General features: G+C 56.3%; 26 protein-coding genes. 6 read left to right on the top strand and 20 right to left on the bottom strand.

Annotation, left to right across the window (positions count from 1 at the left end; genetic code table 11):
* Positions 1-10: 10 nt before the first annotated feature.
* Entirely contained in the window at positions 11-1,480 is a 1,470-nt protein-coding gene (ubiD, locus tag Electrica_RS24120; protein WP_100685982.1) for a 4-hydroxy-3-polyprenylbenzoate decarboxylase, read from the bottom strand.
* 177 nt (positions 1,481-1,657) lie between these two features.
* Between ubiD and rfaH the strand changes: the two genes are divergently transcribed.
* Entirely contained in the window at positions 1,658-2,146 is a 489-nt protein-coding gene (gene rfaH / locus Electrica_RS24125; protein ID WP_131050049.1) for a transcription/translation regulatory transformer protein RfaH, read from the top strand.
* 8 nt (positions 2,147-2,154) lie between these two features.
* Here rfaH and tatD read toward each other — a convergent pair whose 3' ends face one another.
* The 9 genes from tatD to udp all read right to left on the bottom strand — a co-directional run bounded on the left by tatD (position 2,155) and on the right by udp (position 10,109).
* Positions 2,155-2,949 (bottom strand): 3'-5' ssDNA/RNA exonuclease TatD, encoded by a 795-nt coding sequence (gene tatD, locus Electrica_RS24130; RefSeq protein ID WP_167686287.1) that lies wholly within the window; start codon positions 2,947-2,949, stop codon positions 2,155-2,157.
* A 27-nt stretch (positions 2,950-2,976) separates the two neighbouring features.
* The gene (gene tatC / locus Electrica_RS24135) at positions 2,977-3,750 is read right to left on the bottom strand and encodes a Sec-independent protein translocase subunit TatC (RefSeq protein ID WP_100685979.1); all 774 of its coding nucleotides are present in this window, start codon (positions 3,748-3,750) and stop codon (positions 2,977-2,979) included.
* Positions 3,751-3,752: 2 nt separating this feature from the next.
* A complete protein-coding gene (tatB, locus tag Electrica_RS24140; RefSeq protein ID WP_131050047.1) occupies positions 3,753-4,295 on the bottom strand; it encodes a Sec-independent protein translocase protein TatB in 543 nt (180 codons plus the stop codon).
* 3 nt (positions 4,296-4,298) lie between these two features.
* The gene (gene tatA / locus Electrica_RS24145) at positions 4,299-4,550 is read right to left on the bottom strand and encodes a Sec-independent protein translocase subunit TatA (RefSeq protein ID WP_100685977.1); all 252 of its coding nucleotides are present in this window, start codon (positions 4,548-4,550) and stop codon (positions 4,299-4,301) included.
* A 131-nt stretch (positions 4,551-4,681) separates the two neighbouring features.
* Positions 4,682-6,322 (bottom strand): ubiquinone biosynthesis regulatory protein kinase UbiB, encoded by a 1,641-nt coding sequence (gene ubiB / locus Electrica_RS24150; RefSeq protein WP_100685976.1) that lies wholly within the window; start codon positions 6,320-6,322, stop codon positions 4,682-4,684.
* A complete protein-coding gene (ubiJ, locus tag Electrica_RS24155; protein WP_141965664.1) occupies positions 6,319-6,924 on the bottom strand; it encodes a ubiquinone biosynthesis protein UbiJ in 606 nt (201 codons plus the stop codon). Before ubiJ ends, ubiB begins: the two co-directional genes overlap by 4 nt.
* Positions 6,925-6,937: 13 nt before the next feature.
* Positions 6,938-7,693, bottom strand: a complete 756-nt coding sequence (gene ubiE / locus Electrica_RS24160) for a bifunctional demethylmenaquinone methyltransferase/2-methoxy-6-polyprenyl-1,4-benzoquinol methylase UbiE (protein ID WP_100685974.1) — start codon at positions 7,691-7,693, stop codon at positions 6,938-6,940.
* 66 nt (positions 7,694-7,759) lie between these two features.
* A complete protein-coding gene (gene rmuC, locus Electrica_RS24165; RefSeq protein WP_131050045.1) occupies positions 7,760-9,208 on the bottom strand; it encodes a DNA recombination protein RmuC in 1,449 nt (482 codons plus the stop codon).
* A gap of 139 nt (positions 9,209-9,347) precedes the next feature.
* Positions 9,348-10,109 carry a uridine phosphorylase gene (gene udp, locus Electrica_RS24170; RefSeq protein WP_004869655.1) on the bottom strand — a complete coding sequence of 254 codons (762 nt, stop codon included), beginning with the start codon at positions 10,107-10,109 and terminating at the stop codon, positions 9,348-9,350.
* Positions 10,110-10,375: 266 nt separating this feature from the next.
* Here udp and Electrica_RS24175 point away from each other — a divergent pair, with 266 nt between their 5' ends.
* Positions 10,376-11,188 carry a dienelactone hydrolase family protein gene (locus Electrica_RS24175; RefSeq protein ID WP_100685972.1) on the top strand — a complete coding sequence of 271 codons (813 nt, stop codon included), beginning with the start codon at positions 10,376-10,378 and terminating at the stop codon, positions 11,186-11,188.
* Between the two features lie 4 nt (positions 11,189-11,192).
* Here Electrica_RS24175 and Electrica_RS24180 read toward each other — a convergent pair whose 3' ends face one another.
* Positions 11,193-11,882 carry a transporter substrate-binding domain-containing protein gene (locus tag Electrica_RS24180; protein WP_131050044.1) on the bottom strand — a complete coding sequence of 230 codons (690 nt, stop codon included), beginning with the start codon at positions 11,880-11,882 and terminating at the stop codon, positions 11,193-11,195.
* A gap of 154 nt (positions 11,883-12,036) precedes the next feature.
* Positions 12,037-14,298: a 5-methyltetrahydropteroyltriglutamate--homocysteine S-methyltransferase gene (gene metE, locus Electrica_RS24185; protein ID WP_141965666.1), complete on the bottom strand. Its 2,262-nt coding sequence runs from the start codon at positions 14,296-14,298 to the stop codon at positions 12,037-12,039.
* Between the two features lie 233 nt (positions 14,299-14,531).
* On the opposite strand from metE, the gene metR reads away from it, so the two are divergent.
* Positions 14,532-15,485 (top strand): HTH-type transcriptional regulator MetR, encoded by a 954-nt coding sequence (gene metR, locus Electrica_RS24190; RefSeq protein ID WP_141965668.1) that lies wholly within the window; start codon positions 14,532-14,534, stop codon positions 15,483-15,485.
* On the opposite strand, the gene Electrica_RS24195 is transcribed toward metR, so the two are convergent.
* From Electrica_RS24195 to pldB, 3 genes are all read right to left on the bottom strand, one after another.
* Positions 15,373-16,272, bottom strand: a complete 900-nt coding sequence (locus tag Electrica_RS24195; RefSeq protein ID WP_100685968.1) for a carboxylate/amino acid/amine transporter — start codon at positions 16,270-16,272, stop codon at positions 15,373-15,375. The genes metR and Electrica_RS24195 overlap by 113 nt on opposite strands.
* An 88-nt stretch (positions 16,273-16,360) precedes the next feature.
* Entirely contained in the window at positions 16,361-17,161 is an 801-nt protein-coding gene (gene yigL / locus Electrica_RS24200) for a sugar/pyridoxal phosphate phosphatase YigL (protein ID WP_100685967.1), read from the bottom strand.
* Between the two features lie 66 nt (positions 17,162-17,227).
* A complete protein-coding gene (gene pldB / locus Electrica_RS24205) occupies positions 17,228-18,220 on the bottom strand; it encodes a lysophospholipase L2 (protein WP_131050038.1) in 993 nt (330 codons plus the stop codon).
* A 109-nt stretch (positions 18,221-18,329) separates the two neighbouring features.
* On the opposite strand from pldB, the gene rhtB reads away from it, so the two are divergent.
* The gene (rhtB, locus tag Electrica_RS24210; protein ID WP_100685965.1) at positions 18,330-18,950 is read left to right on the top strand and encodes a homoserine/homoserine lactone efflux protein; all 621 of its coding nucleotides are present in this window, start codon (positions 18,330-18,332) and stop codon (positions 18,948-18,950) included.
* 45 nt (positions 18,951-18,995) lie between these two features.
* Here rhtB and rhtC read toward each other — a convergent pair whose 3' ends face one another.
* The 3 genes from rhtC to pldA all read right to left on the bottom strand — a co-directional run bounded on the left by rhtC (position 18,996) and on the right by pldA (position 22,465).
* Complete coding sequence (gene rhtC, locus Electrica_RS24215; RefSeq protein ID WP_141965670.1) at positions 18,996-19,616, bottom strand: threonine export protein RhtC; 621 nt, start codon at positions 19,614-19,616, stop codon at positions 18,996-18,998.
* Between the two features lie 82 nt (positions 19,617-19,698).
* Positions 19,699-21,525, bottom strand: a complete 1,827-nt coding sequence (gene recQ, locus Electrica_RS24220) for an ATP-dependent DNA helicase RecQ (RefSeq protein WP_100685963.1) — start codon at positions 21,523-21,525, stop codon at positions 19,699-19,701.
* A 67-nt stretch (positions 21,526-21,592) separates the two neighbouring features.
* A complete protein-coding gene (gene pldA, locus Electrica_RS24225; protein ID WP_142255774.1) occupies positions 21,593-22,465 on the bottom strand; it encodes a phospholipase A in 873 nt (290 codons plus the stop codon).
* Between the two features lie 156 nt (positions 22,466-22,621).
* On the opposite strand from pldA, the gene yigI reads away from it, so the two are divergent.
* Positions 22,622-23,086: an acyl-CoA thioesterase YigI gene (yigI, locus tag Electrica_RS24230; RefSeq protein ID WP_100685961.1), complete on the top strand. Its 465-nt coding sequence runs from the start codon at positions 22,622-22,624 to the stop codon at positions 23,084-23,086.
* Positions 23,087-23,135: 49 nt separating this feature from the next.
* Positions 23,136-24,029, top strand: a complete 894-nt coding sequence (gene rarD, locus Electrica_RS24235) for an EamA family transporter RarD (protein ID WP_100685960.1) — start codon at positions 23,136-23,138, stop codon at positions 24,027-24,029.
* 218 nt (positions 24,030-24,247) lie between these two features.
* On the opposite strand, the gene corA is transcribed toward rarD, so the two are convergent.
* Together corA and ysgD are read right to left on the bottom strand one after the other, a co-directional pair.
* The gene (gene corA / locus Electrica_RS24240) at positions 24,248-25,198 is read right to left on the bottom strand and encodes a magnesium/cobalt transporter CorA (RefSeq protein ID WP_100685959.1); all 951 of its coding nucleotides are present in this window, start codon (positions 25,196-25,198) and stop codon (positions 24,248-24,250) included.
* Between the two features lie 148 nt (positions 25,199-25,346).
* Entirely contained in the window at positions 25,347-25,403 is a 57-nt protein-coding gene (gene ysgD / locus Electrica_RS29410; RefSeq protein WP_407081267.1) for a YsgD/CorL family protein, read from the bottom strand.
* Positions 25,404-25,448: the final 45 nt, after the last annotated feature.

Consider the following 25,448-nt stretch of genomic DNA (forward strand, 5'->3'; position numbering starts at 1 on the left):
CCGCTTACTGTTATTTAAAGATAGCCAGCTCATCCCAGATGGCGTCAACACGTGCCGTCACCTCAGGATCTTTCTTAATAGGACGACCCCATTCACGCTGGGTTTCGCCTGGCCATTTATTTGTGGCATCCAGCCCCATTTTTGAACCCAGGCCGGAAACCGGCGAGGCAAAATCCAGGTAATCGATCGGCGTATTTTCTACCAGTACCGTATCACGAGCCGGGTCCATACGGGTAGTAATCGCCCAGATGACGTCGTTCCAGTCGCGCGCATTGACGTCATCATCGCAGACGATCACGAACTTGGTGTACATAAACTGGCGCAGGAACGACCAGACGCCCATCATCACCCGTTTTGCATGGCCAGCGTACTGTTTCTTCATCGTTACCACGGCCAGACGATAGGAACACCCTTCCGGCGGCAGGTAGAAATCAACAATTTCCGGGAACTGCTTTTGCAGGATCGGTACGAAGACTTCATTCAGCGCGACGCCCAGGACCGCAGGTTCATCTGGCGGGCGCCCGGTATACGTTGAGTGATAAATCGCATCTTCACGCTGGGTGATATGCGTGACCGTAAATACCGGGAAATTATCCACTTCATTGTAGTAGCCGGTATGATCGCCATACGGCCCTTCCGGCGCCATTTCACCGGGCTCAATATACCCTTCCAGCACAATTTCCGCGCTGGCCGGTACTTCAAGATCGTTGGAAACGCACTTCACCACTTCGGTTTTGGTGCCGCGTAGCAGGCCGGCAAACGCATATTCTGAAAGCGTATCGGGAACCGGAGTCACGGCGCCAAGAATGGTCGCCGGGTCAGCGCCCAGCGCCACGGAGACCGGAAAACGTTCGCCCGGATGAGCCGCGCACCACTCCTGGAAATCCAGCGCGCCGCCGCGATGGGAGAGCCAGCGCATGATGAGCTTATTCTTACCAATGAGCTGCTGGCGATAGATGCCCAGGTTCTGCCGCTCTTTGTGCGGACCGCGCGTAACCGTCAGTCCCCAGGTAATCAGCGGAGCAGCATCTTCCGGCCAGCAGGTCATGATCGGAATACGCGTCAGATCAACGCTGTCGCCTTCAATGATTTTTTGCTGGCAAGGCGCTCCGCGCAGACGCTTCGTCGGCATATTCAATACCTGCCTGAACTGCGGCAGCTTATCGAACAGATCGCGAAAGCCTTTCGGCGGTTCCGGCTCTTTCAGAAAAGCCAACAGTTTACCCACTTCACGCAGCGAGCTGACATCCTCCTGCCCCATTCCCATGGCGACGCGACGCGGGGTGCCAAACAGATTGCACAACACGGGCATGGTGTAGCCTTTCGGGTTTTCGAAGAGCAGGGCCGGGCCGCCGGCACGTAAAGTGCGATCGGCAATTTCGGTGATCTCAAGGTGCGGATCGACCGGCAGGGATATTCTTTTCAGTTCGCCCTGCTGCTCCAGCAATGTCAGAAAGTCGCGTAGATCGTGGTATTTCATGGAGTTATTATTAACCTCTATACAGGCGGCTGATTATACGGTGTTCGCCAGCGCCATGCTGTATTTTTGTTAAATTAGAGTGAAAGAACATAGAATTTTTGATTTCACTTATATTGGCTTTCGCGATCGCACCAGGCTTTTGTTATGCTTGCTGCTAATAGAGTGGAAAGAGTTATTATGCAAGCCTGGTATTTACTGTATTGCAAACGTGGGCAGCTTCAGCGCGCCCAGGAACACCTCGAACGACAGGCAGTGAATTGCCTGATGCCGACGATCGCACTGGAAAAAATCATCCGCGGCAAACGCACTACGGTGAGTGAACCTTTGTTCCCCAATTACCTGTTTGTCGAATTCGATCCGGAAATTATCCACACGACGACTATCAGCGCCACGCGAGGTGTGAACAGCTTCGTTCGTTTTGGCGCCCAGCCAGCCACGGTACCGTCCGCGGTCATTCACCAGCTCTCTATCTATAAGCCGGAAGGTATCACCGACCCGGAAACGCCGCACGAAGGCGACTTCGTCTTGATTACCGACGGCGCGTTTGAAGGCCTGCAGGCTATCTTTAGCGAACCGGATGGTGAAGCGCGCTCCATGCTGCTGCTGAATCTGCTTAACAAACAGGTACTGCAAAGCGTCAAAAATACCGACTTTCATAAAATCTGACGGTACGCTTAAAAACGGATGCCAAAGAGCGTTCTGACATTCGCGTCAGCGATCTCTTCCAGCCGCTGAGCCTCCTCCCCGCGCCATCCGGCAATACTGGCCACAATATGCGGCAGGTATACCGGTTCGTTCCGGCTGGAAGCGGGCTTCGGACTAAGATCGCGGGGCAACAGATACGGGGCATCCGTTTCAATCAACAGGCGTTGTGCCGGGATATCCGGCAGCAGCTCGCGCAGCTCAAGCCCTCGTCGCTCATCGCAGACCCAGCCAGTGATGCCAATATACAAACCGTGGTTCACACAGGCACGCATTTCTTCGCGGGTTCCGGTGAAGCAGTGCAGCACCGCACCAGGCAGTTTATCCAGCCAGGGCGTGAGGAGCGTCAGAAAACGTTCATGGGCATCGCGGCAGTGCAAAAAAACCGGCATAGACAGCTCGGCTGCCAGCGCCAGCTGCGCGCTGAAGGCGGCTTCTTGCTCCTGAGGGGTTGAAAAGTTGCGGTTGAAGTCCAGCCCACATTCACCGATAGCAACAACCTCCGGCTGGCGCGCCAGCTGAGAGAGGGAATCGGCCACCGACGCCGTCCAGCTGCTGCTGTCATGCGGATGCACACCGGCGGTTGACCAGCAGCGGGTATAGCGATGTGCCAGCTGCCGGGCCTGCTCGCTTTCATGCAGGTTAGTCCCGGTGAACAGCATGCCGGTCACGCCCGCCGCCTGAGCGCGTGCCACGACCTCATCGCGATCGCGGGAAAACTGTGGACTGGTCAGATTGACGCCGATATCAAACATCGCTTCTCCAATATGACAACCGCCCTGACGGGCGGCTGGTTACTCTTCTTTGCTGCCCGCTTCTTCAGCGGCGGCATCCTCGTCACGCGTCAGACGTTTTCCGGTATAGAAACGCGCGAAGAAAACCCCAATCTCAAACAAGCAGTACATCGGAATCGCCAGCAGCGTTTGCGAGAAGACATCCGGTGGCGTCAGCAGCATACCGACGACGAATGCCCCCACCAGTACGTACGGGCGCTTCTTACGCAAATCGTCCGGGGTCGTGACGCCCATCCAGCACAGCAGCACGATCGCAACCGGCACTTCAAACGAAACGCCAAAGGCGATAAACAACGCCATGACGAAATCGAGATAGCTGCGAATATCCGTCGAGACCTGCACGCCCTCCGGCGCCGCGTGCGTCAGGAAGCCAAACGCCAGCGGGAAAACGACAAAATAGGCAAAGGCCATACCGATATAGAACAGCAGCGTACTGGAAACCAGCAGCGGCATCACCAGCCGACGCTCATGCTTATACAACGCCGGGGCAACAAACGCCCAGACCTGGTAAAGAATAACCGGCACCGACAGAATCACCGAGACCATGAAGGTCAGTTTGATCGGTGTAAAGAAAGGGGAAGCCACGTCGGTGGCGATCATCGTTGCACCCACCGGCATCTGCCGGATAAGCGGTGCGGAAACCAGCTGATAGATGTCGTTGGCGAAGTACACTAACGCCAGAAAAATGACCAGTATCGCGATGATGCTATTGATCAGGCGCTTACGCAGCTCAATCAAATGCGAAATTAGCGGTTGAGTATCTTCTACGCCCATTTTTACGGTTTATCACTCGATGCAGGGGAGGAATCGGAAGCGGTGACGGCCACTTTTTCTTTGGCGGCCGGGAGAGGCTCCGGCTGCGTAGCGGGGGAGGCTTCAGCAACACTCTCTTCCGGCGCATGCACAGGCGCACTGGCCTGATGTTCAGCCGTCGCCGGCGTAATATTCTGGCGCTGCGCTTCACTACCCTTCACTACCGGGTTATGAATCGTGTTTGCTTCGTCGCTCGCTTTCTCAGGATCATGGGCGGTATAAGAGCGTTTCATCGATTCAGCGGCTTCACGCAGCTCATCCATTGACGCTTTCAGCTCCGGCGTCAGGTTCTCCAGGCTCGCCTTTTCCACTTTCTTCAGGCTTTCCTGGAACTCCTGCAGTTTTAGTTCCTGAGTGATCTCATTTTGTACGGTAGCCGCCAGCGATCGTAACGTGCGAATCCAGCTGGCCACCGTTTTTACCGCTACAGGCAGTCGCTGTGGCCCCAGGACAATGAGGCCAATGACGAACACCAGCAGTAGTTCACTAAAACCGATATCGAACACGAATTACACCTGCTCTTTGTCGTGGCGTTTTGTCTCGTCTTTTTTCGCATCATCCGGCTTATCGGCGATCGATTTCGCCGTGAAATCTGCATCCGGAGCAGAATTTTCAGGTTTTTCATCATCGCTCATGGCTTTTTTAAAGCCTTTGATCGATGCCCCCAAATCTGATCCCAGCGAGCTCAGCTTTTTCGTCCCGAAAAGCAGAACCACAATGACGACGACAATTAATAACTGCCAAATACTGATACCACCCATACACGTTCCTCTATGACAGATGATGAATTATTAGGACGCATTATACACGTCATCCCGCGGGCCGCCTCTCTGTCAGGCCGCTCGCATGATTTCGCGCAAAAACGAATGCGCTGCGATCAAGGCGCTTGCCATCAGTGCGTTTTCCGCCAGCCAATCAGCCAGGACACCGCGCCAGCGGCCATCAGCCAGCCTGGCATCATGCCCCATTCCGGGCGGTGGATAAATAACAGCGTACCACTCAGTAACAGAACCGCACCTATACCAAACAGATAACGGGACTGCCCCTGGCGAACATGTCGCACCTGGAAGTCGCGCGCAATGCTATCCACGCTGGTCTGCAGCTGCTTGCTCTGCTGCAAAGTCTGGTACACCAGTTCAGGTATTTCGGGCATTCTTTCGATCCAGAACGGCGCTTTTTCTTTAAACGCACGCACCAGCGCCGGAATGCCGACCTGATCTTTAATCCACGACTCAAGGAAAGGTTTCGCCGTTTTCCACAAGTCTAACTGAGGATAGAGCTGGCGGCCTACCCCTTCTACGTAAAGTAATGTCTTCTGCAGCAACACCAGCTGCGGCTGCACTTCCATATTAAAGCGCCGGGCGGTGTTGAACAGGTTCAACAGCACATGGCCAAACGAGATCTCAGCCAGCGGCTTCTCGAAGATCGGTTCGCAAACGGTGCGAATAGCAAACTCGAACTCTTCAACATTGGTATCCGCAGGAACCCAGCCGGAATCCACGTGCAGCTCGGCGACTTTACGATAGTCGCGGTTGAAGAAGGCGATGAAGTTTTCCGCCAGGTAGCGCTTATCCTCTTTGTTCAGCGACCCCACGATGCCGCAGTCAATCCCGATGTACTGGGGGTTCTCCGGATGGTTGTAGCTGACAAAAATATTGCCCGGATGCATATCCGCGTGGAAGAAGCTGTCGCGGAACACCTGGGTGAAAAAGACCTGCACGCCGCGTTCCGCCAGCAGCTTCATGTTCGTGCCCTGCGCCTCCAGCGCCTCCACGTCGGAAACCGGGATCCCGTAAATCCGCTCCATGACCATCATGTTTTCGCTACAGTAATCGGAGTAGACCTCCGGTACATACAGCATCGGGCTGTCTTCAAAGTTACGCCGCAGCTGAATGGCGTTAGCCGATTCGCGTAACAGATTGAGTTCGTCCAGCAGCGTTTTTTCGTATTCGCGAACCACTTCCTGCGGGCGCAGGCGGCGACCGTCGGGCAGTAAACGCGGCACCCAGCGCGCAAGACGATAGATAAGTTTCATGTCCGCTTTAATCACCGGCACAATGTCCGGGCGGATCACCTTGATAACGACCTCTTTGCCGTTCTCTTTCAGCCGTGCGGTATGGACCTGCGCGATAGAAGCCGATGCCAGCGGTTCAATCGAGAAATCGTCAAACCAGGCCTCTACGGGGAGGCCGCCCATCGCCTGTTCGATCTGCTGTTTCGCCAGCCGACCATCGAAGGGAGCCACGCGATCCTGCAGTAGCGCGAGCTGATCGGCAATTTGCGGCGGGAACAGATCGCGGCGGGTGGAGAGCATCTGGCCGAACTTGATCCACACCGGCCCCAGCTCCTGCAGCGCAAGACGCAGACGTTCACCGAGGGGTTGGTTTTTATGACGATTCGGCATCCAGAACAGCATTCGCCGCCCGATACGCAGCGGCAACGTGATACGCATTTTGGGAATGAGCTCATCAAGCCCATAGCTCAAAAAGGTGCGGATAATAAGATACAGGCGCCGTAATTCTCCTGGCGTCATTTGCCCTCCAGCGTTTCCAGCCGTTTTTCCAGTGCGGAAAGCGCGCGTTCTACAGCCGCGGTTTCTTCGCCAAACCAGGCCATTTCCAGCGGCCCTGGCGCCATACGCCACTCTTCGGTCAGCGCCTCAGCGACATAGCGCTGCTGACGCCGGGCGCCGTGCCGCAGAAAGCGCGCTCCGGAACGAAAGACCTTGCTGATCCCTTCCGCAACGATATCGCCGGTGTAAGGCGCCAGCAGTTCAGCCGGATCGAATTCCGCCAGGTCACATAGCGCCACCGTGTTCTGCACCACCTGCAGATCGCCCTGCACTTCCAGGTCACCGCTGCGAATAAGCGCGGTGAGCTGTTGACGGTTGCGCAGTTGGGGCAGCACGCTGAGGCGGGTAATGACGGTACAGTCGGCATCGCCTTCCCAGTCCCCCAGCACATCCACCTGACGCTCGCCGAAGACCAGCACAACCGGCGTCGATAGCTCCTTCAGCTCAACACGCAGCACCTTCCCCAGCAGACGCTGGCGAGCAGGTTTTAACGCTTTGTCGCGCCAGAGAAAGGTGTTGAGAGCGGTTTCAATGCCAGCGGTAACCAGTGGTTTGAAAGGCATGCGATCCCCCCTGTCAGAACTTATAACCGCGGTGCAACGCAACGATACCAGCCGTCAGGTTGTAGTAGTCGACGCTTTCAAAACCGGCGTCCTGCATCATGGCCTTCAGGGTCTCCTGATTCGGGTGCATGCGAATAGACTCCGCCAGGTAGCGATAGCTTTCACCGTCTTTGGCAACCAGTTCCCCTACGCGCGGCAGCACGTGGAAAGAGTAGGCGTCATAGGCTTTGCTGAGTGGCTCAATAATCGGTTTCGAGAACTCCAGCACCAGCAGACGACCGCCCGGCTTCAGGACGCGATACATTGAACGCAGCGCTTTGTCTTTATCGGTGACGTTACGCAGACCAAACGAAATCGTGATGCAGTCAAAAGTGTTGTCGGCAAACGGCAGCGCTTCCGCGTTAGCCTGGATGTATTCAACATTGCCGACGATACCGATGTTGCGCAGCTTTTCGCGCCCCATTTTCAGCATGGAGTCGTTGATATCCGCCAGCATGACGCGACCCGTTTCACCCACCAGGCGAGAGAACTTCGCCGTCAGGTCGCCGGTGCCGCCGGCCAGATCCAGAACGGTCTGTCCACGGCGCACGCCGCTGCAATCGATGGTGAAACGCTTCCACAAACGATGAATCCCGAACGACATCAGATCATTCATAACATCATATTTTGCGGCCACAGAATGGAATACATGCGCCACCATGTCCGCCTTCTGCTCTTTGGCTACCGTCTGAAAACCAAAGTGCGTCGTTTCTTGTGAATCCTCAACCATCTTAATGCCTGCTTATCAAGAAAATGTTCACCGAGTGTAACAGATTCAGCGCATTTCCCATACGCTTCAACGCGGCGTAGCGGGCTCGCCGGGCATCACCTCATCGGCCGGATCGGCGGTAAATTCGTTATCTTCAAGCGCTTTTTGGTCTTCTTCAGAACGATACTCATCGTCATGAGCCGTTGCCCGATCGACTAAATCAGGATTAATCCCGCGCTTCACTTCAACGCCAAGACCGCGGAACGCTTCTGCCTGTACCAGCAGATTCCCGCGCCCGGAAGCCAGCTTTTTCATCGCCTGACGATAGTTATCCTGGGCTTTATCCAGGCTCTGCCCGATGGCGGACATATCATCAACGAACAATCGCATTTTGTCGTACAGCCGACCTGCGCGCTCAGCGATTTTCTGCGCATTGCGACTTTGATGTTCATAGCGCCAGAGATTGGCAATCGTGCGCAGCGCCACCAGCAGCGTCGTCGGGCTGACCAGCATAATGTTGTTCTTCAGCGCTTCGCTGATAAGCTCAGGCTGACGGTCGATAGCCAGCAGGAAAGCCGGCTCCACGGGAATAAACATCAGCACATAGTCGAGCGAACGCAGGCCCGGCAGCTGCTGATAATCTTTACGCCCGAGCAGGCGAATATGGTTACGTACCGAGGCGATATGCTCCTGCAGCGCCGCCTCGCGGGTATAGTCGTCTTCGGCATTAAAATAGCGTTCGTAGGCAACCAGCGTCATTTTGGCATCAATGACCACGTCCTTCCCCTGCGGCAGGCGGACGATCACATCGGGCTGCATGCGCGAACGACTTTCCGTTTCGATACTGACCTGGGTCTGGTATTCATATCCTTCGCGTAACCCGGAAGCTTCCAGCACGCGGGTTAACACCACTTCGCCCCAGTTACCCTGCGTTTTGTTATCCCCTTTCAACGCCCGGGTCAGGTTCAACGCCTCCTGCGCCATCTGCGCGTTCAGCTGCTGCAGATTGCGGATCTCATGAGCCAGGGTATGCCGCTCACGCGCCTCCTGGCCAAAACTGTCCTGCACCTGGCGGCGGAAACCGTCCAGTTGTTCACGCAGCGGCGTCAGCAGGCCATGCAAACTCTGCCGGTTCTGCTCCTCAACGCGCCGGTTGCTGTGTTCGAAAATGCGGTTTGCGAGGTTTTCAAACTGTTCGCTCAGACGCTGTTCGCTGTTCGCCATCTGACGAATTTTATCCTCGGCGTGTATCCGGGTAGATTCAAGGCGGGTGGTGACTTCGCGGAGATCGGCCTCCAGAGAGCTATTGATGTCGCGCAGGCTGCGCAGTTCGTTATTCAGCAGCTCGCATTCATCGCGCCAGTGGGCCTCCTGCACCAGCTGCTGGCGCGCGGCGCTGAGTTCGATATCCAGTTCGCGACGCTCCTCGATAAGATCGGCGCGCACCTGGTCAGCTTTGGCTTTAGTCGCCAGCCATCCTGCGACCAGCCCTACGGCCAGCGCCACAACGGCACTTATCACAATCGAGATATCCACAACGCCCCCTGCGGCAACAGCTTACGACACAAAAATAGAATTGTGCTGTATAAACGTCCAGTTTAAAAGCGATTTCCTGCGAGGCGCCGCGCAAAAAACAAAGGCCGGAAGATCCGGCCCTGGGGTGAGAAGCGAGGAATTACAGCAGGCGGCGAGCCGCTTCCACGACGATTTTTACCGCGTGGCTTTCGGTTTGCTTCATGGTTTCCGCGTTCGGAATTTCCTGCTGGGTACGGTTGACGATAACTCCGGCGACCATCCCGGCACGCAGCCCCTGGCTGGCGCACATGGTCAGCAGGGTCGCTGACTCCATCTCGTAGTTCATGACTCCCATGGACTGCCACTCTTCCATAGAACCTTTAAAACGGCTGACCACGCGACCGGAGAAGGTGTCGTAGCGCTCCTGGCCTGGGTAGAAGGTGTCAGACGATGCGGTCACGCCGATATGGGTGGTCGCCCCGATCGATTTTGCCGCTTCCACCAGCGCAGTGGTGCAGGCAAAGTCAGCCACCGCCGGGTATTCCATCGGCGCAAAGTGCAGACTCGCGCCGTCGAGACGTACGGATGCGGTGGTGACCAGCACGTCGCCAACGTTAATGTGTGGCTGGATAGCACCGGTGGTGCCGATACGCAGGAAGGTCCGAATCCCCAGTTGCGCCAGTTCTTCAACGGCAATGGACGTTGACGGGCCGCCGATACCGGTAGAGCAGACAATGACCGACTTGCCATCCAGTTCAGCACGCCAGGAAGTAAATTCGCGATGAGATGCCAGTTTGACCGGCTTATCCATCAGCGCGGCGATCTTTTCCACACGCTCCGGATCGCCAGGGACGATAGCCAGCGTAGCCCCTTGTAAATCGTTTTTGGTGAGGCCGAGATGAAAAACATCAGACTTAGACATAAAAAACTCCTCTGTGGGTCGAATTATCAGCAGAAGCAAAACGGTACTGTACAGAAGCTATTTGCTTAATTTTGTGACAAAAATCACCATGAACAAAAATCATTGCAATGATTTTCCATCAAAAAGTGATAGTCGTCACATTAACAAGTTATATTCAGCGGGTCTGAACAAAAGATAGCCTGTTTCAGGCACTGTGCTTTGTTAACGTCCGGTCGATAGCGTCTATAGTTATCGATGCGCTAATAAATAAGGGTACGGAGAATACCATGACCACAACCAAGCAACCTGGCTTTGCGCCTGCAGCCACACCACACGCTTCTACCGCCGTTCATACCTCGGAGGAGAGCATCACCACAGGCGAAACGTCGATCCCCACCCAGGGAGAGCACATGCCGGCGTATCATGCTCGTCCGAAGAATGCCGATGGCCTGCTCCCGGTCGTTATCGTTGTTCAGGAAATTTTCGGCGTCCATGAACATATCCGCGACATTTGCCGCCGCCTGGCGCAGGAGGGGTATCTGGCTATCGCACCAGAGCTCTACTTCCGCCAGGGCGATCCGAATGACTATACCGATATCCCCACCCTGTTCCAGGAACTGGTCAGCAAAGTGCCGGATGCGCAGGTGCTGGCCGACCTCGACCATGTCGCCAGCTGGGCCGCACGCCACGGAGGCGATGCTCATCGTCTGCTGATCACCGGCTTCTGCTGGGGTGGACGCATTACCTGGCTTTATGCCGCCCACAACCCGCAGCTGAAAGCCGCTGTCGCCTGGTACGGGAAGCTGGTCGGGCAGAAAACCCTGAACTCAGCGAAATATCCGCTGGATATCGCCGTTGATCTCAACGCGCCGGTGCTGGGGTTGTACGGTGGCAAAGACGCCAGCATTCCGCAGGATACGGTGGAAACCATGCGCCAGGCGCTTCGCGCGGCCAACGCCAAAGCGGAGATCATCGTCTACCCACAAGCCGATCACGCCTTTAACGCCGATTATCGCGCCAGCTATCATGAAGAGTCGGCCAAAGACGGCTGGCAGCGCATGCTGGCGTGGTTTGCCCAGTATGGCGGGAAGCGCGCGTAAGCCGCTAACGGTTGCCGATATGGCGGTTAATCATATCGGCGATCGTTCCGTCATTCATCCATGCCGCCAGGCAACCACAGACAAATTCATAGTGCTGTAGCCTGTTCCGGGGAACGCAAATCGCTTGCTGTATCTGGCTGAAGCTATCAGGCAACAGGTGAAACTGCGGATATTCCCGCGCCACGCTGGCAAGCGGTTGACGGATCCCGGCAACCATATCCCCTTCCCCGGCGATAAACGCGCGGATTGCCTCCTGGGAGGTCGCGTATTGCTGCATCGTCGCCTGGCGTAACGTTCGAATCAGATACAGTTCATAGGCCGCCCCTTTCCCGACGTTAATCGTCACGCCCGGGCGATCCATCTCTTGTACGGAGTGGATATCGCTGTCGTTTCTGACCAGCAATGAACTTTCAATCGTGACATAGGGCGGGGTGAAGCACAGCTGGTCTTCACGCGCGGGATCAATTGCCAGGAAAGCAATATCCCACTGATCCAGTGGGGCCGCCTCAACCACTTTTCCGGCCGTCGGCCAGGTCACAAACCGCGCCTCGCAACCGCATTCAGCGGCCAGTTTTTTGGCTAACTCGGCGGTGATGCCGCCAGGGGTGTTATCCGGCAATAGCGTGGCGAGAACCGGGTTCCCCAGATTAATAGCAAAACATAAAGACCGCTGCGGATCGTCGAGCCTGGTCATCATTCTCCCCCGGGAATATCAGTGCTTGCTCAGTGCAGCTAAGCGTAGCCCAGACAGGGAAACTCCGCAGGTTGAACGGTGCATTTGCCGGTACGGAACAAAAAAGACAAAAGAAGAGGAGGCCTGAGCCTCCTCCGGGACGGGGGTGACAGAATTATGCCTGGCGCAGGTTCTGCGCGGCTTTCACCATATTGGCCAGTGCGGCGCGGGTTTCCGGCCAGCCGCGGGTTTTCAGGCCGCAGTCCGGGTTAACCCACAGACGTTCCGCCGGGATACGCTGCGCCGCTTTCGCCAGCAGCGCTTCAATCCACTCCACGCTCGGGACGTTCGGTGAATGGATGTCATACACGCCCGGCCCGATTTCATTCGGGTATTCGAACTCTTCAAACGACTCCAGCAGCTCCATGTCAGAACGCGAGGTTTCGATGGTAATCACGTCCGCATCCAGCGCGGCAATCGAATCCATGATGTCGTTGAACTCGCAGTAACACATATGGGTGTGGATCTGGGTATCATCCCGCGCCACCGCGGCATTGATCCGGAAGGCTTCCACGCCCCACCGCAGGTAAGCATCCCAGTCGCTACGCTTGAGCGGCAGGCCTTCACGCAGCGCCGGTTCATCGATCTGGATGATACCGATACCGGCGGCCTCCAGATCCGCTACTTCATCACGCAGCGCCAGCGCAATCTGCTTAGCGATAGTTTCGCGGCTGACATCTTCACGCGGGAAGGACCAGCACAGGATGGTCACCGGACCGGTCAGCATGCCTTTCACCGGTTTGTCGGTCAGCGACTGGGCAAACTTCGCCCACTCAACGGTGATCGCTTCCGGGCGGCTGACATCGCCGATAACCACCGGCGGCTTCACGCAGCGGGAACCGTAGCTCTGTACCCAGCCATTTTGCGTGAAGATGAACCCGTCGAGGTGTTCACCGAAGTACTCCACCATGTCATTACGCTCGGCTTCGCCGTGAACCAGAACATCCAACCCTAAACGTTCCTGCTCTACAATCGCCTGCCTGATGTGTTCAGCGATACCGGTGCGGTAGTTGTTCGCATCCAGGTTGCCTTTTTTGAAGTCCAGGCGCAGGCCGCGGATCTCGGTAGTTTGTGGGAAAGAGCCGATGGTCGTGGTCGGCCACGCTGGCAGATTAAAGCGCGCGCGCTGCGCCTGGGCGCGTTCTGCATAAGGGCTGTTACGCTGGCTGTCCTGTGCGGTAATCGCCGCCAGGCGTTTTTCCACTGCGGCATTATGCACGCGGGTTGAGTGGCGGCGAGCCTGAATCGGCGCGCTCCATTCCACCAGTTTCGCCGTATCGCCGCTGTTTAGCGCATCGCGCAGCAGGGCCAGCTCGGCACATTTTTGCAGGGCGAAGGCGAACCAGCTTTTCACTTCCGCATCGAGGCGGGTTTCCACGCTCAGATCGATCGGGCTATGCAGCAGAGAACAGGAAGAGGCAACCCACAATTCGCGCTTACCGACGATATCTTTAATTTGCGCATACTTCTCCGTCAGGTCGGCGCGCCAGACGTTGCGGCCATTGATCAGGCCCGCAGAGAGCAGCCAGTCGGCTGGCAGACGCTGGTGCAGATCGGCCACATTATCTTTACCGTGAACCAGGTCAACATGCAGGCCCTGTACCGGCAGCGCGGTGATGGTGTCGAGGTTAGCGGTGATGCCTTCAAAGTAGGTGGTCAGCAGCAGCTTAACCTGACCTGCGAGCGCGTCATACGCTGGTTTAAACGCATCCAGCCACGCCTGCGGCAGCTCCAGCACCAGAGCCGGCTCGTCAATCTGCACCCACTCGATACCGCGTTTTGCCAGCTCTGCCAGCACCTGCAGATAAACCGGCAGAATGTCGTTCAGCAGACTCAGGCGGTCAAACTGTTCTCCTTTTACTTTGCCGAGCCACAGATAAGTCACCGGTCCCAGCAGGACGGGTTTAATCTTATGACCCAGCGCCAGCGCTTCGTCCACTTCATCCAGCAGCTGGGTCCAGGTCAGCTTAAACTGCTGGCCTTTGGTGAACTCTGGCACCATGTAGTGGTAGTTGGTGTTAAACCATTTGGTCATTTCTGCCGCTGCCGCCGGTTCGCCGGTCGGCGCACGGCCGCGGCCAATGCGGAACAGGGTATCGATATCAACCGAGCCATCTTTGTTCTGATGACGAGCCGGCACGTTACCCAGTAGCAGGCTGGTGGTCAGAACATGGTCGTACCAGGCGAAATCGCCCACCGGCAGCAGGTCAACGCCCGCTTGCTGCTGCTGCCCCCAGTGGCGGGCGCGCAGCTCGCGGCCCACCGCCAGCAGTTCTTCGCGGGTCGAGTTACCCGCCCAGTAGCTCTCTTGCGCTTTTTTCAACTCCCGACGCAGGCCAACGCGGGGGAAACCGAGGGTGTGATTAATAATTGTCATTTTTAAGACCTCATAATTTTTTAATCCGAAGGATTTCGGATTTAGGGAAGGCGGCAAACTTGATCATTCCCGGGAGCTTACTCATGTAAGTGACCGGGGTGAGCAAGCGCAGCCAACGCACCATAAATTCGAAAGACACAGGATTTAGCCATCCAGATGTTTACACATCCATAATTGACAGGTACTGTATATTCCTCAAGCGCAAATTATTCATGCCGAAGTGAAGGACTTTCATGATCGAAATTAAACACCTGAAAACGCTACAGGCGTTGCGGAACAGCGGGTCTCTGGCAGGCGCTGCGGCAGCACTGCATCAAACCCAGTCCGCCTTGTCTCACCAGTTCAGCGATCTGGAACAGCGCCTTGGCTTCCGCTTGTTTGTACGTAAAAGTCAGCCTCTGCGCTTCACGCCGCAGGGGGAGATCCTGCTGCAACTGGCAAACCAGGTTCTGCCGCAAATCAGCCGTGCGTTGCAGGACTGCCACGAGCCGCAGCAAACCCGCCTGCGCATCGCTATCGAGTGTCATAGCTGTATTCAATGGCTGACTCCGGCGCTGGAGAGTTTCCGCGCCCGCTGGCCGCACGTCGAAGTGGATTTCCAGTCTGGCGTCACCTTTGACCCGCAGCCCGCCCTGCAGCAAAGTGAGCTGGACCTGGTCATGACGTCCGATATCCTGCCGCGTAGCGGCCTGCACTATTCGCCAATGTTTGATTATGAAGTCCGTCTGGTGCTGGCGCCGGAGCATCCGCTGGCGGCGAAAACGCGCATCGCGCCGGAAGATCTGGCGTCGGAACTGCTGTTGATTTATCCGGTTCAACGCAGTCGCCTGGATATCTGGCGCCACTTCCTGCAGCCGGCCGGTATCAGCCCGCAGCTCAAAAGCGTTGATAATACCCTGCTGTTAATCCAGATGGTCGCCGCGCGGATGGGCATCGCTGCCCTGCCGCACTGGGTGGTGGAAAGTTTTGAGCGCCAGGGTCTGGTGGTCACCAAAACCCTGGGCGAAGGACTGTGGAGCCGATTGTACGCCGCGGTACGCGACGGCGAACAGCGTCAGCCGGTCACCGAAGCGTTTATTCGCTCAGCGCGGAATCACGCTTGCGATCATTTGCCCTTTGTCCGGAGTGCGGAGCGACCCAACGGCGATGGACCCACAGTGAGGCCAGGATCACCAGAGCCCCTGTAATAAAGCTCGGCCAGTGGGGCTGCTCCTGCCAGATGGCAAGGTTAACCAGCAGCCCGGCTGGCACGTGCACGTTATTCATGATGCCCAGCGTGCCGGCATCCACCTGCGTGGCCCCGTAGTTCCACATAAAGTAGCCCAGCCCCGACGCCGCCACGCCCAGCCAGACCAGCACGCCCCACTGTAGGGTGGTGGTTGGCAACCGCTGCGGATTGCCCAGCATAAACCAGGCCGCTACCGCCACCAGGAAAGCCCCCATATAGAACCACGCAAAGGCGTTGTGCTGCGGCATCGGACGCAACTCCATCAGGCGCTTATAGCCCACCATGCCGATAGCAAAACTGAGGTTCGACAGCTGAACCAGCAGCAGCCCGGTCCAGAAATGATCGCTCACTTTGTCATAGCGAATAATCGCCGCGCCCAGTACCGCCAGTCCCGCGCTCAGCAGATATCCCCAGCGGAGCTTGCGTCCGCTCAGCAAATCGTAAATCAGCGTGATATAAAGCGGCGTAAAAACGGTAAACAGCAGGAATTCAGAAACCGTCAGGTACACATAGGCGCGGAATGCCAGCAAGTACATGATGCCAAGCTGCATCGCGCCGACCAGCATGTAGAGCACGATAGTACGCGGCGATTGCCCGCGGGTACGCAGAAACGGCAGGAACACCAGCGCCGCCAGCCCCACGCGCATGAGCACGGAAAAGTAGCTATCAACGCTACCTGCCAGGTATTCGCCTATCAGGCTAAAGGAAAAAGCCCACAGGATAGTGGTAATAATCAGTAGCGCCACAATGAATGTCTCTCAGGAAGAAGTGCACTCATTGTAGCGAAGAGTCAGGTTGACAACTGGTCGGTAAACAAACAGTCGTCAATCTTTATCAGGCGAGATAGAGCTTACGCAAATAGTGCGGCACCGCATCGTCAGCGTTGCTGCCGATCACCTCCAGATCCGGATGCAGGTCTTTCAGCCGCTGGTGAGCATTCTGCATGATGCAGCCTTTGCCCGCCATCGACAGCATTTCTGCGTCGTTCATGCCATCGCCGAAAGCGATGCAGTCTTGCAGGCGATAGCCCAGCATTTTAGCAACCGCTTCCAGCGCATGCCCCTTCGACACGCCCCCGGCCATCACTTCCAGGCAGGTCAGCGTGGAGAAGCTGACGTTCACGCGATCGCCCCAGCGGGCGTTGATCGCCTGCTCCAGCGGCAGCAGATGCTCATGATCTTCGCAAGTGAAAAATACTTTGCTGATCCCGTCCGGATCAAGCTCGCCCGCTTCGTAGAGCTTGTAGTTGAACACGGCTTCTTTGAAAAAACGCATCTCTTCCGGGCGATGACGGTTCATATACCACTCGTCTTCGCGGTAGACGTTGGTCACCACTTTCGGGTCATTGCGCATCATTTCAAACAGATCGGCTGCGATGTCGCGGTCAAGGTTATGGGCAAAGATCTGTTTTCCCTCGCCGTCGTGTACGCGCGCGCCGTTGGAGGTGATCATGTAGGATTGAATGCCGAGATTATCGCGAATCTGACCGACATCAATGTAATGACGGCCGGTTGCGAAGACAAAATCGATCCCGCGCGCGGTCAGCAGCTGCAGCGTCTCTTTTGCGTAGGGAGTTAAGTAGTGATCGGGGGAAAGCAGCGTGCCATCTAAGTCAGACGCAACAACCTGGTACATAAAAATTTTAACCTCTAAGCAGAGCGACGAGCGTTTCGCCGGATTAAGAGCCAGGCCCATCAGGCTCTAATTATGTCGACCAAAAAAATCGACGATGGCATTCAGCGCGACTGAGCGCATAGCGTCCTTTTCAAAAAGGATCTCATGGTATGCCCCTTCGATGACAAGCGGCTTATTACCTTCGCAGGGCCGACCTGCCGCGGCACGGAGTGCGCAGTAGCGTTCGTGCATGCGGTTATCGACCACACGTTCTTCTTCTGCCTGCAATAACAATGTGGGAGTGGTGTCTTTCTCTACGCCCGCCAGCGCTTCTTCCCCGGCGAGGATCCCCTCGCGCACCCAGTGGTAGGTTGGCCCGCCGACGCGTAGCTGCGGTTCATCGGCATAGAAGCGCAGATTACGGCGATAGCGTTGGCGACTGTGCGTCAGCACGTTGACCGAAAAAGGCAGCGCCCGCCAGCGACCGGTACCCAGCGCATACTCTTCACGAATGCGCTGATGGCCCTCAGCCCAATCGAGAATATGGCGCACCATCCAGTCCGGGAAACGCATCACGATCCCAAACATGGGCGCGCACAGCGCAATGGCGTCGCAATGTTGTTGGTGGCGCTGCAAAAACAGCGTCGCGATGGCGCCCCCCATCGAATGCGCAAGGATAAACCGTTTTCGCCAGTGGCCGGGGGCAACTTCCTGCTGCCAGAGCGCGGCCAGATCGTCGACATAATCGCTAAAGCGCACTACGTGGCCGCGATGGCTGTCGGTCAATATTCGCCCGGATCGCCCCTGACCGCGATGGTCGATAATCATCACGTCAAAACCGCTGTGGAAAAGATCGTAAGCCAGCTCGGCATATTTAACGTAGCTTTCAATACGCCCCGGACAGATGACCACGACCCGGTCGTTATCTTTGGCGCAAAAGCGAACAAAACGGACCGGGACATCGTCTACGCCCCTGAATTCCGCCTCTTCCCGCTGATGCCAGAAATCGGTGAGCGGCCCCATCGTAAAAGCCGCAAACGCGTTTTCTCGTGTATCCCAATCCTTTTGCTGCCGAAACATCGGGCTTACACCCCTGTTAACCACTGAAAATCGTTTTTTTATCGCGTATCACACAATGCTTACGCAATAGCGTATTGTGGCATAAAAACAGACAATCAGGGAGTTTCTCATGACGTTCGAGTGGTGGTTCGCCTATCTGCTGACATCCATTATCCTCAGCCTGTCGCCGGGTTCCGGGGCCATCAATACCATGACGACCTCGATCAACCACGGCTACCGCGGCGCGGCGGCCTCGATTGCCGGATTACAAACCGGGCTGGCGATTCATATCATCCTCGTTGGTATCGGCCTGGGAACGCTGTTTTCCCGCTCGGTGCTGGCCTTTGAAGTGCTGAAGTGGGCCGGGGCGGCTTACCTTATCTGGCTGGGGATTCAGCAGTGGCGCGCGGCGGGATCGCTCAATCTTAATACCCTGGCAAAGGCGCAAACGCGCGGAAAACTGTTCCAGCGCGCGGTTTTCGTCAACCTGACCAACCCGAAAAGCATTGTCTTTCTCGCGGCCCTGTTCCCGCAGTTTATCGTGCCGCATCAACCGCAGGTCATGCAGTATCTGGTACTCGGCGTCACCACTATCGTGGTGGATATCATCGTGATGATTGGCTACGCGACGCTGGCGCAGCGTATTGCCGCGTGGATTAAGGGGCCGAAACAGATGAAGGCGTTGAACAAAATCTTCGGATCGTTGTTTATGCTGGTAGGCGCGCTGTTGGCTTCCGCACGCCATGCCTGACGGGAGAGGCCCGGTTTGCCTTAAGCAAACCGGGAAAATCCGCGCTTAGCGCGAAATGATCAGATGGATGCCGAAGCCGGCAAACAGCGTACCGGCAATGCCGTCGATCCATTTTGCCATCCGCTGGTAACCACGACGCATGGCCGGTAAGGCGAACAGGCTGGCCACGATGGTAAACCAGACCAGCGTTTCCAGAACGATCAGCAGGAAAATCCCCCAGCGCTCGCCCGTGCCGACGCTATCGCCGACAAACAGTGAGAAGACAGAACCAAAATAGATAATCGCTTTAGGGTTGGCGAGGTTGGTCAGCAGCCCTTTGAGGAAGCTGCGCCCGCTGCGGGCCAGCTCGACCTGCGGCTCCGCCGCCGGCGCATCGCTTTTCTTCAGCGCACCGCGCAGCATCTGATAGCCCATCCAGCACAGGTATAAGCCGCCACCGACCATGATAATGGTATGCAGCCAGGCCATTTTCTCGATAATCAGGTGCAGGCCAAGCAGCGCGACGCCCGCCCAGACCATCACGCCACAGGTAATCCCCAGCACGCCCATTATCGCCTCTTTACGAGAACGGCTAACGGCGGTCTGAGAAACAAAGAAAAAGTCCGGACCTGGACTCATCAGCGCAATGATATGCACCAGCGCGACGGTGAGGAAAAGCATCAGCATGATTGAACCCTAATCTATCGGTAATATTTAGCAGGAATATAGTGCAGACCGAAACTATCCTGACACTTTTTCACCCGGCTGACTACTCATCTTCACCATCAATGTGCGCGCGGATCAGCGCCATAAACTCTTTGCCGAAACGCTCCAGTTTTCGCGTACCGACGCCGTTCACGCTCAGCATCTCACCGGCGGTTATCGGCGACTGTTCGGCCATTTCGATCAGCGTCGCGTCGTTAAAGACGACGTACGGCGGGATATTTTCCTCATCGGCAATCGCTTTACGCAACTTGCGCAGCTTGGCGAACAGCTTGCGGTCATAATTGCCGCCGAAGGATTTTTGCATCGCCTTCGGCTTCAACGCCACGATACGCGGAACGGCGAGCTGCAGCGGAACCTCGCCACGCAGCACTGGACGTGCGGCTTCGGTCAGCTGTAGCGCCGAATGCTGGGCGATATTTTGCGTGACCAGGCCAAGATGAATCAGCTGACGAATCACGCTGACCCAGTGTTCATGGCTCTGTTCCCGACCGATGCCGTAGACCGGCAGCTTGTCATGCGCCATCTCGCGGATACGCTGATTATTGGCCCCGCGCAGGACCTCCACCACGTAGCCCATACCGAAGCGTTGGTTCACGCGGTAAATGGTCGAGAGCGCCTTACGCGCGTCCATTAACCCGTCATACTGTTTTGGCGGATCGAGGCAGATATCGCAGTTGCCGCACGCTTCCTGGCGCCCTTCGCCAAAATAGTTGAGCAGCACCAGACGGCGACAGGTTTGCGCTTCGGCAAACGCGCCCATTGCGTTCAGCTTGTGGCGTTCAATGTCCTGCAGCGGCCCGGCGGGCTTCTCCTCCAGACAGCGACGCAGCCACGCCATGTCGGCCGGATCGTAAAACAGCATCGCTTCCGCCGGCAGACCATCGCGCCCGGCGCGACCGGTTTCCTGGTAGTAGGATTCAATATTACGGGGAATGTCGAAGTGCACCACGAAGCGGACGTTGGGTTTATTGATCCCCATGCCGAAAGCGACCGTGGCCACCACGATTTGCAGATCGTCGCGCTGGAATTTCTCCTGCACATCCGCACGAATGTCATTCTCCAGCCCGGCATGATAGGCCGCCGCGCTGATTCCGCGGCTTTGCAGACGGGCGGCGGTATCTTCCACTTTCGAACGGCTGTTGCAGTAGATAATGCCCGATTTGCCGCGCTGGTCCTGCACGTAGCGCATCAGCTGATCGAGCGGTTTAAACTTCTCCATCAGCATGTAGCGGATATTCGGGCGGTCGAAGCTGCTGACCTGAATCAGCGGGTCGTTCAGCCCCAGCAGACGCACGATATCCCGGCGGGTGGTGTCATCGGCGGTGGCGGTTAACGCCATAAACGGAATCTGCGGCACGCGCTGGCGCAGTTGGCCCAGGGCGGCATATTCCGGACGGAAATCATGCCCCCACTGGGAAATACAGTGCGCTTCATCCACCGCCACCATTGCCAGGTTCCAGTGGCTGAGATGCTCAAGGAAATTATCCAGCATCAAGCGCTCGGGGGCGATATACAGCAGACGAATCTGCCCACTGCGGCAGCCGGCCATGACCTCCTGCTGCTGCTCGCGGCTCTGGGTCGAGTTAAGGCAGGCGGCGGCCACGCCGTTGGCCAGCAGTTGGTCGACCTGATCTTTCATCAGCGAGATCAGCGGCGATACCACCACCGTCAGGCCGCCAAGCACCAGCGCTGGCACCTGATAGCACAGCGATTTGCCGCCGCCGGTCGGCATGACGACCAGGCAGTCGCGCCCGCCCAGCGCCGTATCGATAATGGTTTCCTGGCCTGGGCGAAACTGCTGGTAGCCGAAGGTTTCCTGTAAAACCTGCTTTGCCAGCAATGTTTGATTCAATACTTCCGCCTGCGCCACGTTGACCCCGTCTGCCTGAAAAGAAAACAGGCGCTATTTTCAGCGCCAGTGAGCCAGAGTGCAACGATTAAAACAGATCGTTGAGCATCACCCCGACGCCAACCCGGGTCTGGTTAAAGTTATAATCGATGAGTGATTCGCCGTAACCGCTGTAGACCTGAGTGTAGAAACGCACATGTTTGGTTATCGGATAACTCACCCCAAGCTCCGCACCGCCATAGCCGGTATTCCAGTTATACTGCCCCTGGGCGCTGAGGATAGCATCGCCCAACTGATAGCCGATTTTCAGGCGATAATAGCCCATATATTTCGTGATATCCGGGTTATCGTTGGTGCTGCCGATGACATACCAGGGCTTCACCTCCACCAGCCAGTTGCCATTTTGCGCCATCATGCGGGCATACAGGCGGTTCCAGCTGCGGGAAGTGGGATCCGAGCGGCCGTTAGAGTCGTGGTTGTAACCCATTTCGACATCACGCAACGTCCAGCCGGCAAACTGATAATCCGTAGCAAATCCCAAAAACAGCTGCGGTTCATAGTTAGTTTCACGAAATGGCGCGGACTCTTTGCTGTTGGAGAGCTGCCACCAGGACTTCTGCGTATAGGAAGCCCCGAGCAGCGAGTTCTCGCCGAGGATCCCTCGCCACAGCGGAAACGCCAGGCTAAGCTGGAATTTCACTTCGTCCTTGCGGGCATTTTTCGCCCAGTCATAGCTGGAGATTGCTTCCTTGTTGATATCGCTACTCCACGAATAGAGCAGGTAGTTGCTCTCATAGGGATACAGCAGGAAAGGATTGTCATGATCCTGCAACAGGTTAGCGATAATGCTGCCGCGTACCGCAGGGGTATCATGAACGGGATGACTAACCGGTGCATCCTGCGCCAAAACGCCAGCCGGAAGCGCGCTAAGCGCCAACAGCCACGCCAAAAAGATACGCATTACAGTTCTCCTGAATGAGTGATTATTATTTCTGTTTTATCCGGGATTCATTCTACCTGTTTACGGGCTCTCCGCCCGCTTATCCGTTCTGAAAGTGGAAATCACCGTTTTAGAAGCATAAAATCAACATTTCATTAACGAATGGATACAATTGTCATGTCTGAACTCACAGCCGAAGCCGCCCTTAAGCTGGTGGGAGAAATCTTTGTCTACCACATGCCTTTTAATCGCGCCTTAGGCCTGAAGCTGGAGCGTTACGAAAAAGAGTTTGCTCAGCTCAGCTTTAAAAACCAGCCGATGATGGTTGGCAACTGGGCGCAAAGTATTCTGCATGGCGGGGTCATCGCCTCCGCGCTGGATGTAGCCGCAGGACTGGTGTGCGTAGGCAGTACGCTAACCCGACATGACACCATTAACGAAGAAGAGTTACGCCAACGTCTGTCGCGCATGGGGACCATCGATCTGCGCGTTGATTATCTGCGCCCTGGGCGCGGCGAGCACTTTACCGCCACCAGCAGCCTATTACGCGCCGGGAATAAGGTCGCGGTCGCCCGCGTGGAGCTGCATAACGAAGATCAGGTCTATATCGCCAGCGCCACGGCGACGTATATGGTGGGTTGATCGCGGTAAATAAAGTAACATCGTTGTTTTGGCGTAACGGATTCTACCGATGGATGCAAAACAAACGCGGCTGGGGATTATGCTGGCTCTCGCCGCCTATTTTATCTGGGGCATCGCACCTGCCTACTTCAAACTTATCTACTATGTTCCCGCCGATGAAATCCTGACCCATCGCGTGATCTGGTCATTCTTTTTTATGCTGGCGTTAATCAGCCTCAGCCACCAGTGGCCACAGGTGAAAAAACTGCTGCATATGCCGCGTAAAATTTTCCTGCTGGCGCTGTCGGCGGTGCTGATTGGCGGCAACTGGCTGCTCTTCATCTGGGCGGTGAATAACCACCATATGCTGGAGGCCAGTCTCGGCTACTTCATTAACCCACTGGTGAATATTGTGCTGGGGATGATTTTCCTCGGCGAGCGTTTTCGCCGGATGCAGTGGCTGGCGGTACTGCTGGCCACCTGCGGCGTGCTGGTACAGCTGTGGACCTTTGGCTCGCTGCCGATTATCGGCCTTGGGCTGGCGTTCAGCTTTGCCTTTTACGGGCTGCTGCGTAAAAAAATCGCCGTCGACGCGCAAACCGGGATGTTAGTCGAAACCCTGTGGCTTCTGCCGGTCGCCGCCATATACCTGTTTGCCATCGCCGACAGCCCGACCAGCCATATGGGGCAGAACCCGTGGTCGCTGAACCTGTTGCTGATGGCGGCGGGCGTTGTCACCACCATTCCCCTGCTGTGCTTTACCGGGGCAGCCACCCGCCTGCGCCTTTCCACGCTGGGGTTCTTCCAGTATATCGGCCCGACGCTGATGTTCCTGTTGGCGGTGCTATTTTACGGAGAGGTGCCGGGGGCCGATAAGATGGTGACCTTTGGCTTTATCTGGGTCGCGCTGGCGATTTTCGTGATGGATGCGGTTTACACAATACGCAGAACGCGCGGGGCATAACGAAAAAACCGCAGCACCTTCCAGTTTGCTGACAAGGTGCGCGTTGCCGAAACTGCCCGGCGGCGCTTCGCTTGCACGGGCCTACGGATAATTCCCACCAGCATGACGGGCGATGTTCCGTAAGCCAGGCAGGGTACAGTTCTGTAGGCCGGGCAAGGCATCAGCCGCCGCCCGGCGGAAAAGGTTAAACAGTCTTTCAGCAGGGCAAAAAGACCTTGTTACAGCCAGTTTTTACGCTTGAAGTAGAGATACGGCGCCAGGCCGGCAAGCATCATAAAGACAATTGCCCCCGGGTAACCAAAGCTCCAGTGCAGCTCCGGCATAAACTCAAAGTTCATCCCGTAGCTGGAAGCCACCAGCGTCGGCGGCAGGAACACCACGGAAACCACCGAGAAGATCTTGATGATGCGGTTCTGCTCGATGTTGATAAAGCCCATCGCCGCCTGCATCAGGAAGTTGACCTTCTGGAACAGCGATTCGTTGTGCGGCAGCAGGGATTCGATATCTCGCAGGATCTCGCGCGCCTGCTCCAGCTGTCCCGCAGGTAAACGCGCCTTGCGCACCAGGAAGTTCAGAGCGCGCTGGGTATCCATCAGACACAGACGGACTTTCCAGCCGATATCTTCCTGCTCGGCAAGCGTTGAGAGCGCGTCATCGTACTCATCGCCTTGACGACCTTCCATGATCACGCGGCTGAGTTTTTCCAGATCGCTGTAGATATTTTCGATTTCATCCGCCAGCTGCTCAATTTTGGTTTCGAACAGATCCAGCAGCAGTTCATAGGCGTTGCCATCAACCATTGACTGATTGCGAACGCGCATGCGATAGAGGCGAAATGCCGGCAATTCACGCTCGCGCAGGGTAAACAGGCGCCCTTCGCGAATCGTAAATGCCACGGTGGAGTTACCGGCGTGATCCTCCGCATCTTCAAAAAAGAAAAAGGAGTGAATGTGTAAACCGTCTTCATCTTCGAAGAAACGCGCCGATGCTTCGATATCTTCCAGTTCCGGGCGCGTTGCCAGGTTCTGACCCAATTCCGTCTGCACGCGGCTTCGTTCGTCGTCGTCGGGCTCGACCAGATCGACCCACACCGAACTGGCAAGATGCTTGATCTCATCAGCTTCAAGGCGTGTTAAACGATTATTTTCCAGTTGAAATGCGCTCAGCATGACCGGGACTCCCAATGCAAAAAAATTATCGGACAGTTCGGTGGGCACACAGAAACAATTTGGGTTTCAGACCATTAAGCCTGACTCAGAGCGACGGGTATGACGGGTCGCTGACAACCGCTAAGGCTATCAGCATAAGAGGATAGCCTTAGGAGTTGTTCCTGACAGACAGGAAGTTGAGCCAGCGTCTACTGGGTGTGTCCAAGGCGAATGTCCTCTTAGCGTAATCGTGCGCGCATGTTACGCCAGC

This window comes from Klebsiella electrica (assembly GCF_006711645.1).
Taxonomy (GTDB): Bacteria; Pseudomonadota; Gammaproteobacteria; order Enterobacterales; family Enterobacteriaceae; genus Klebsiella; species Klebsiella electrica.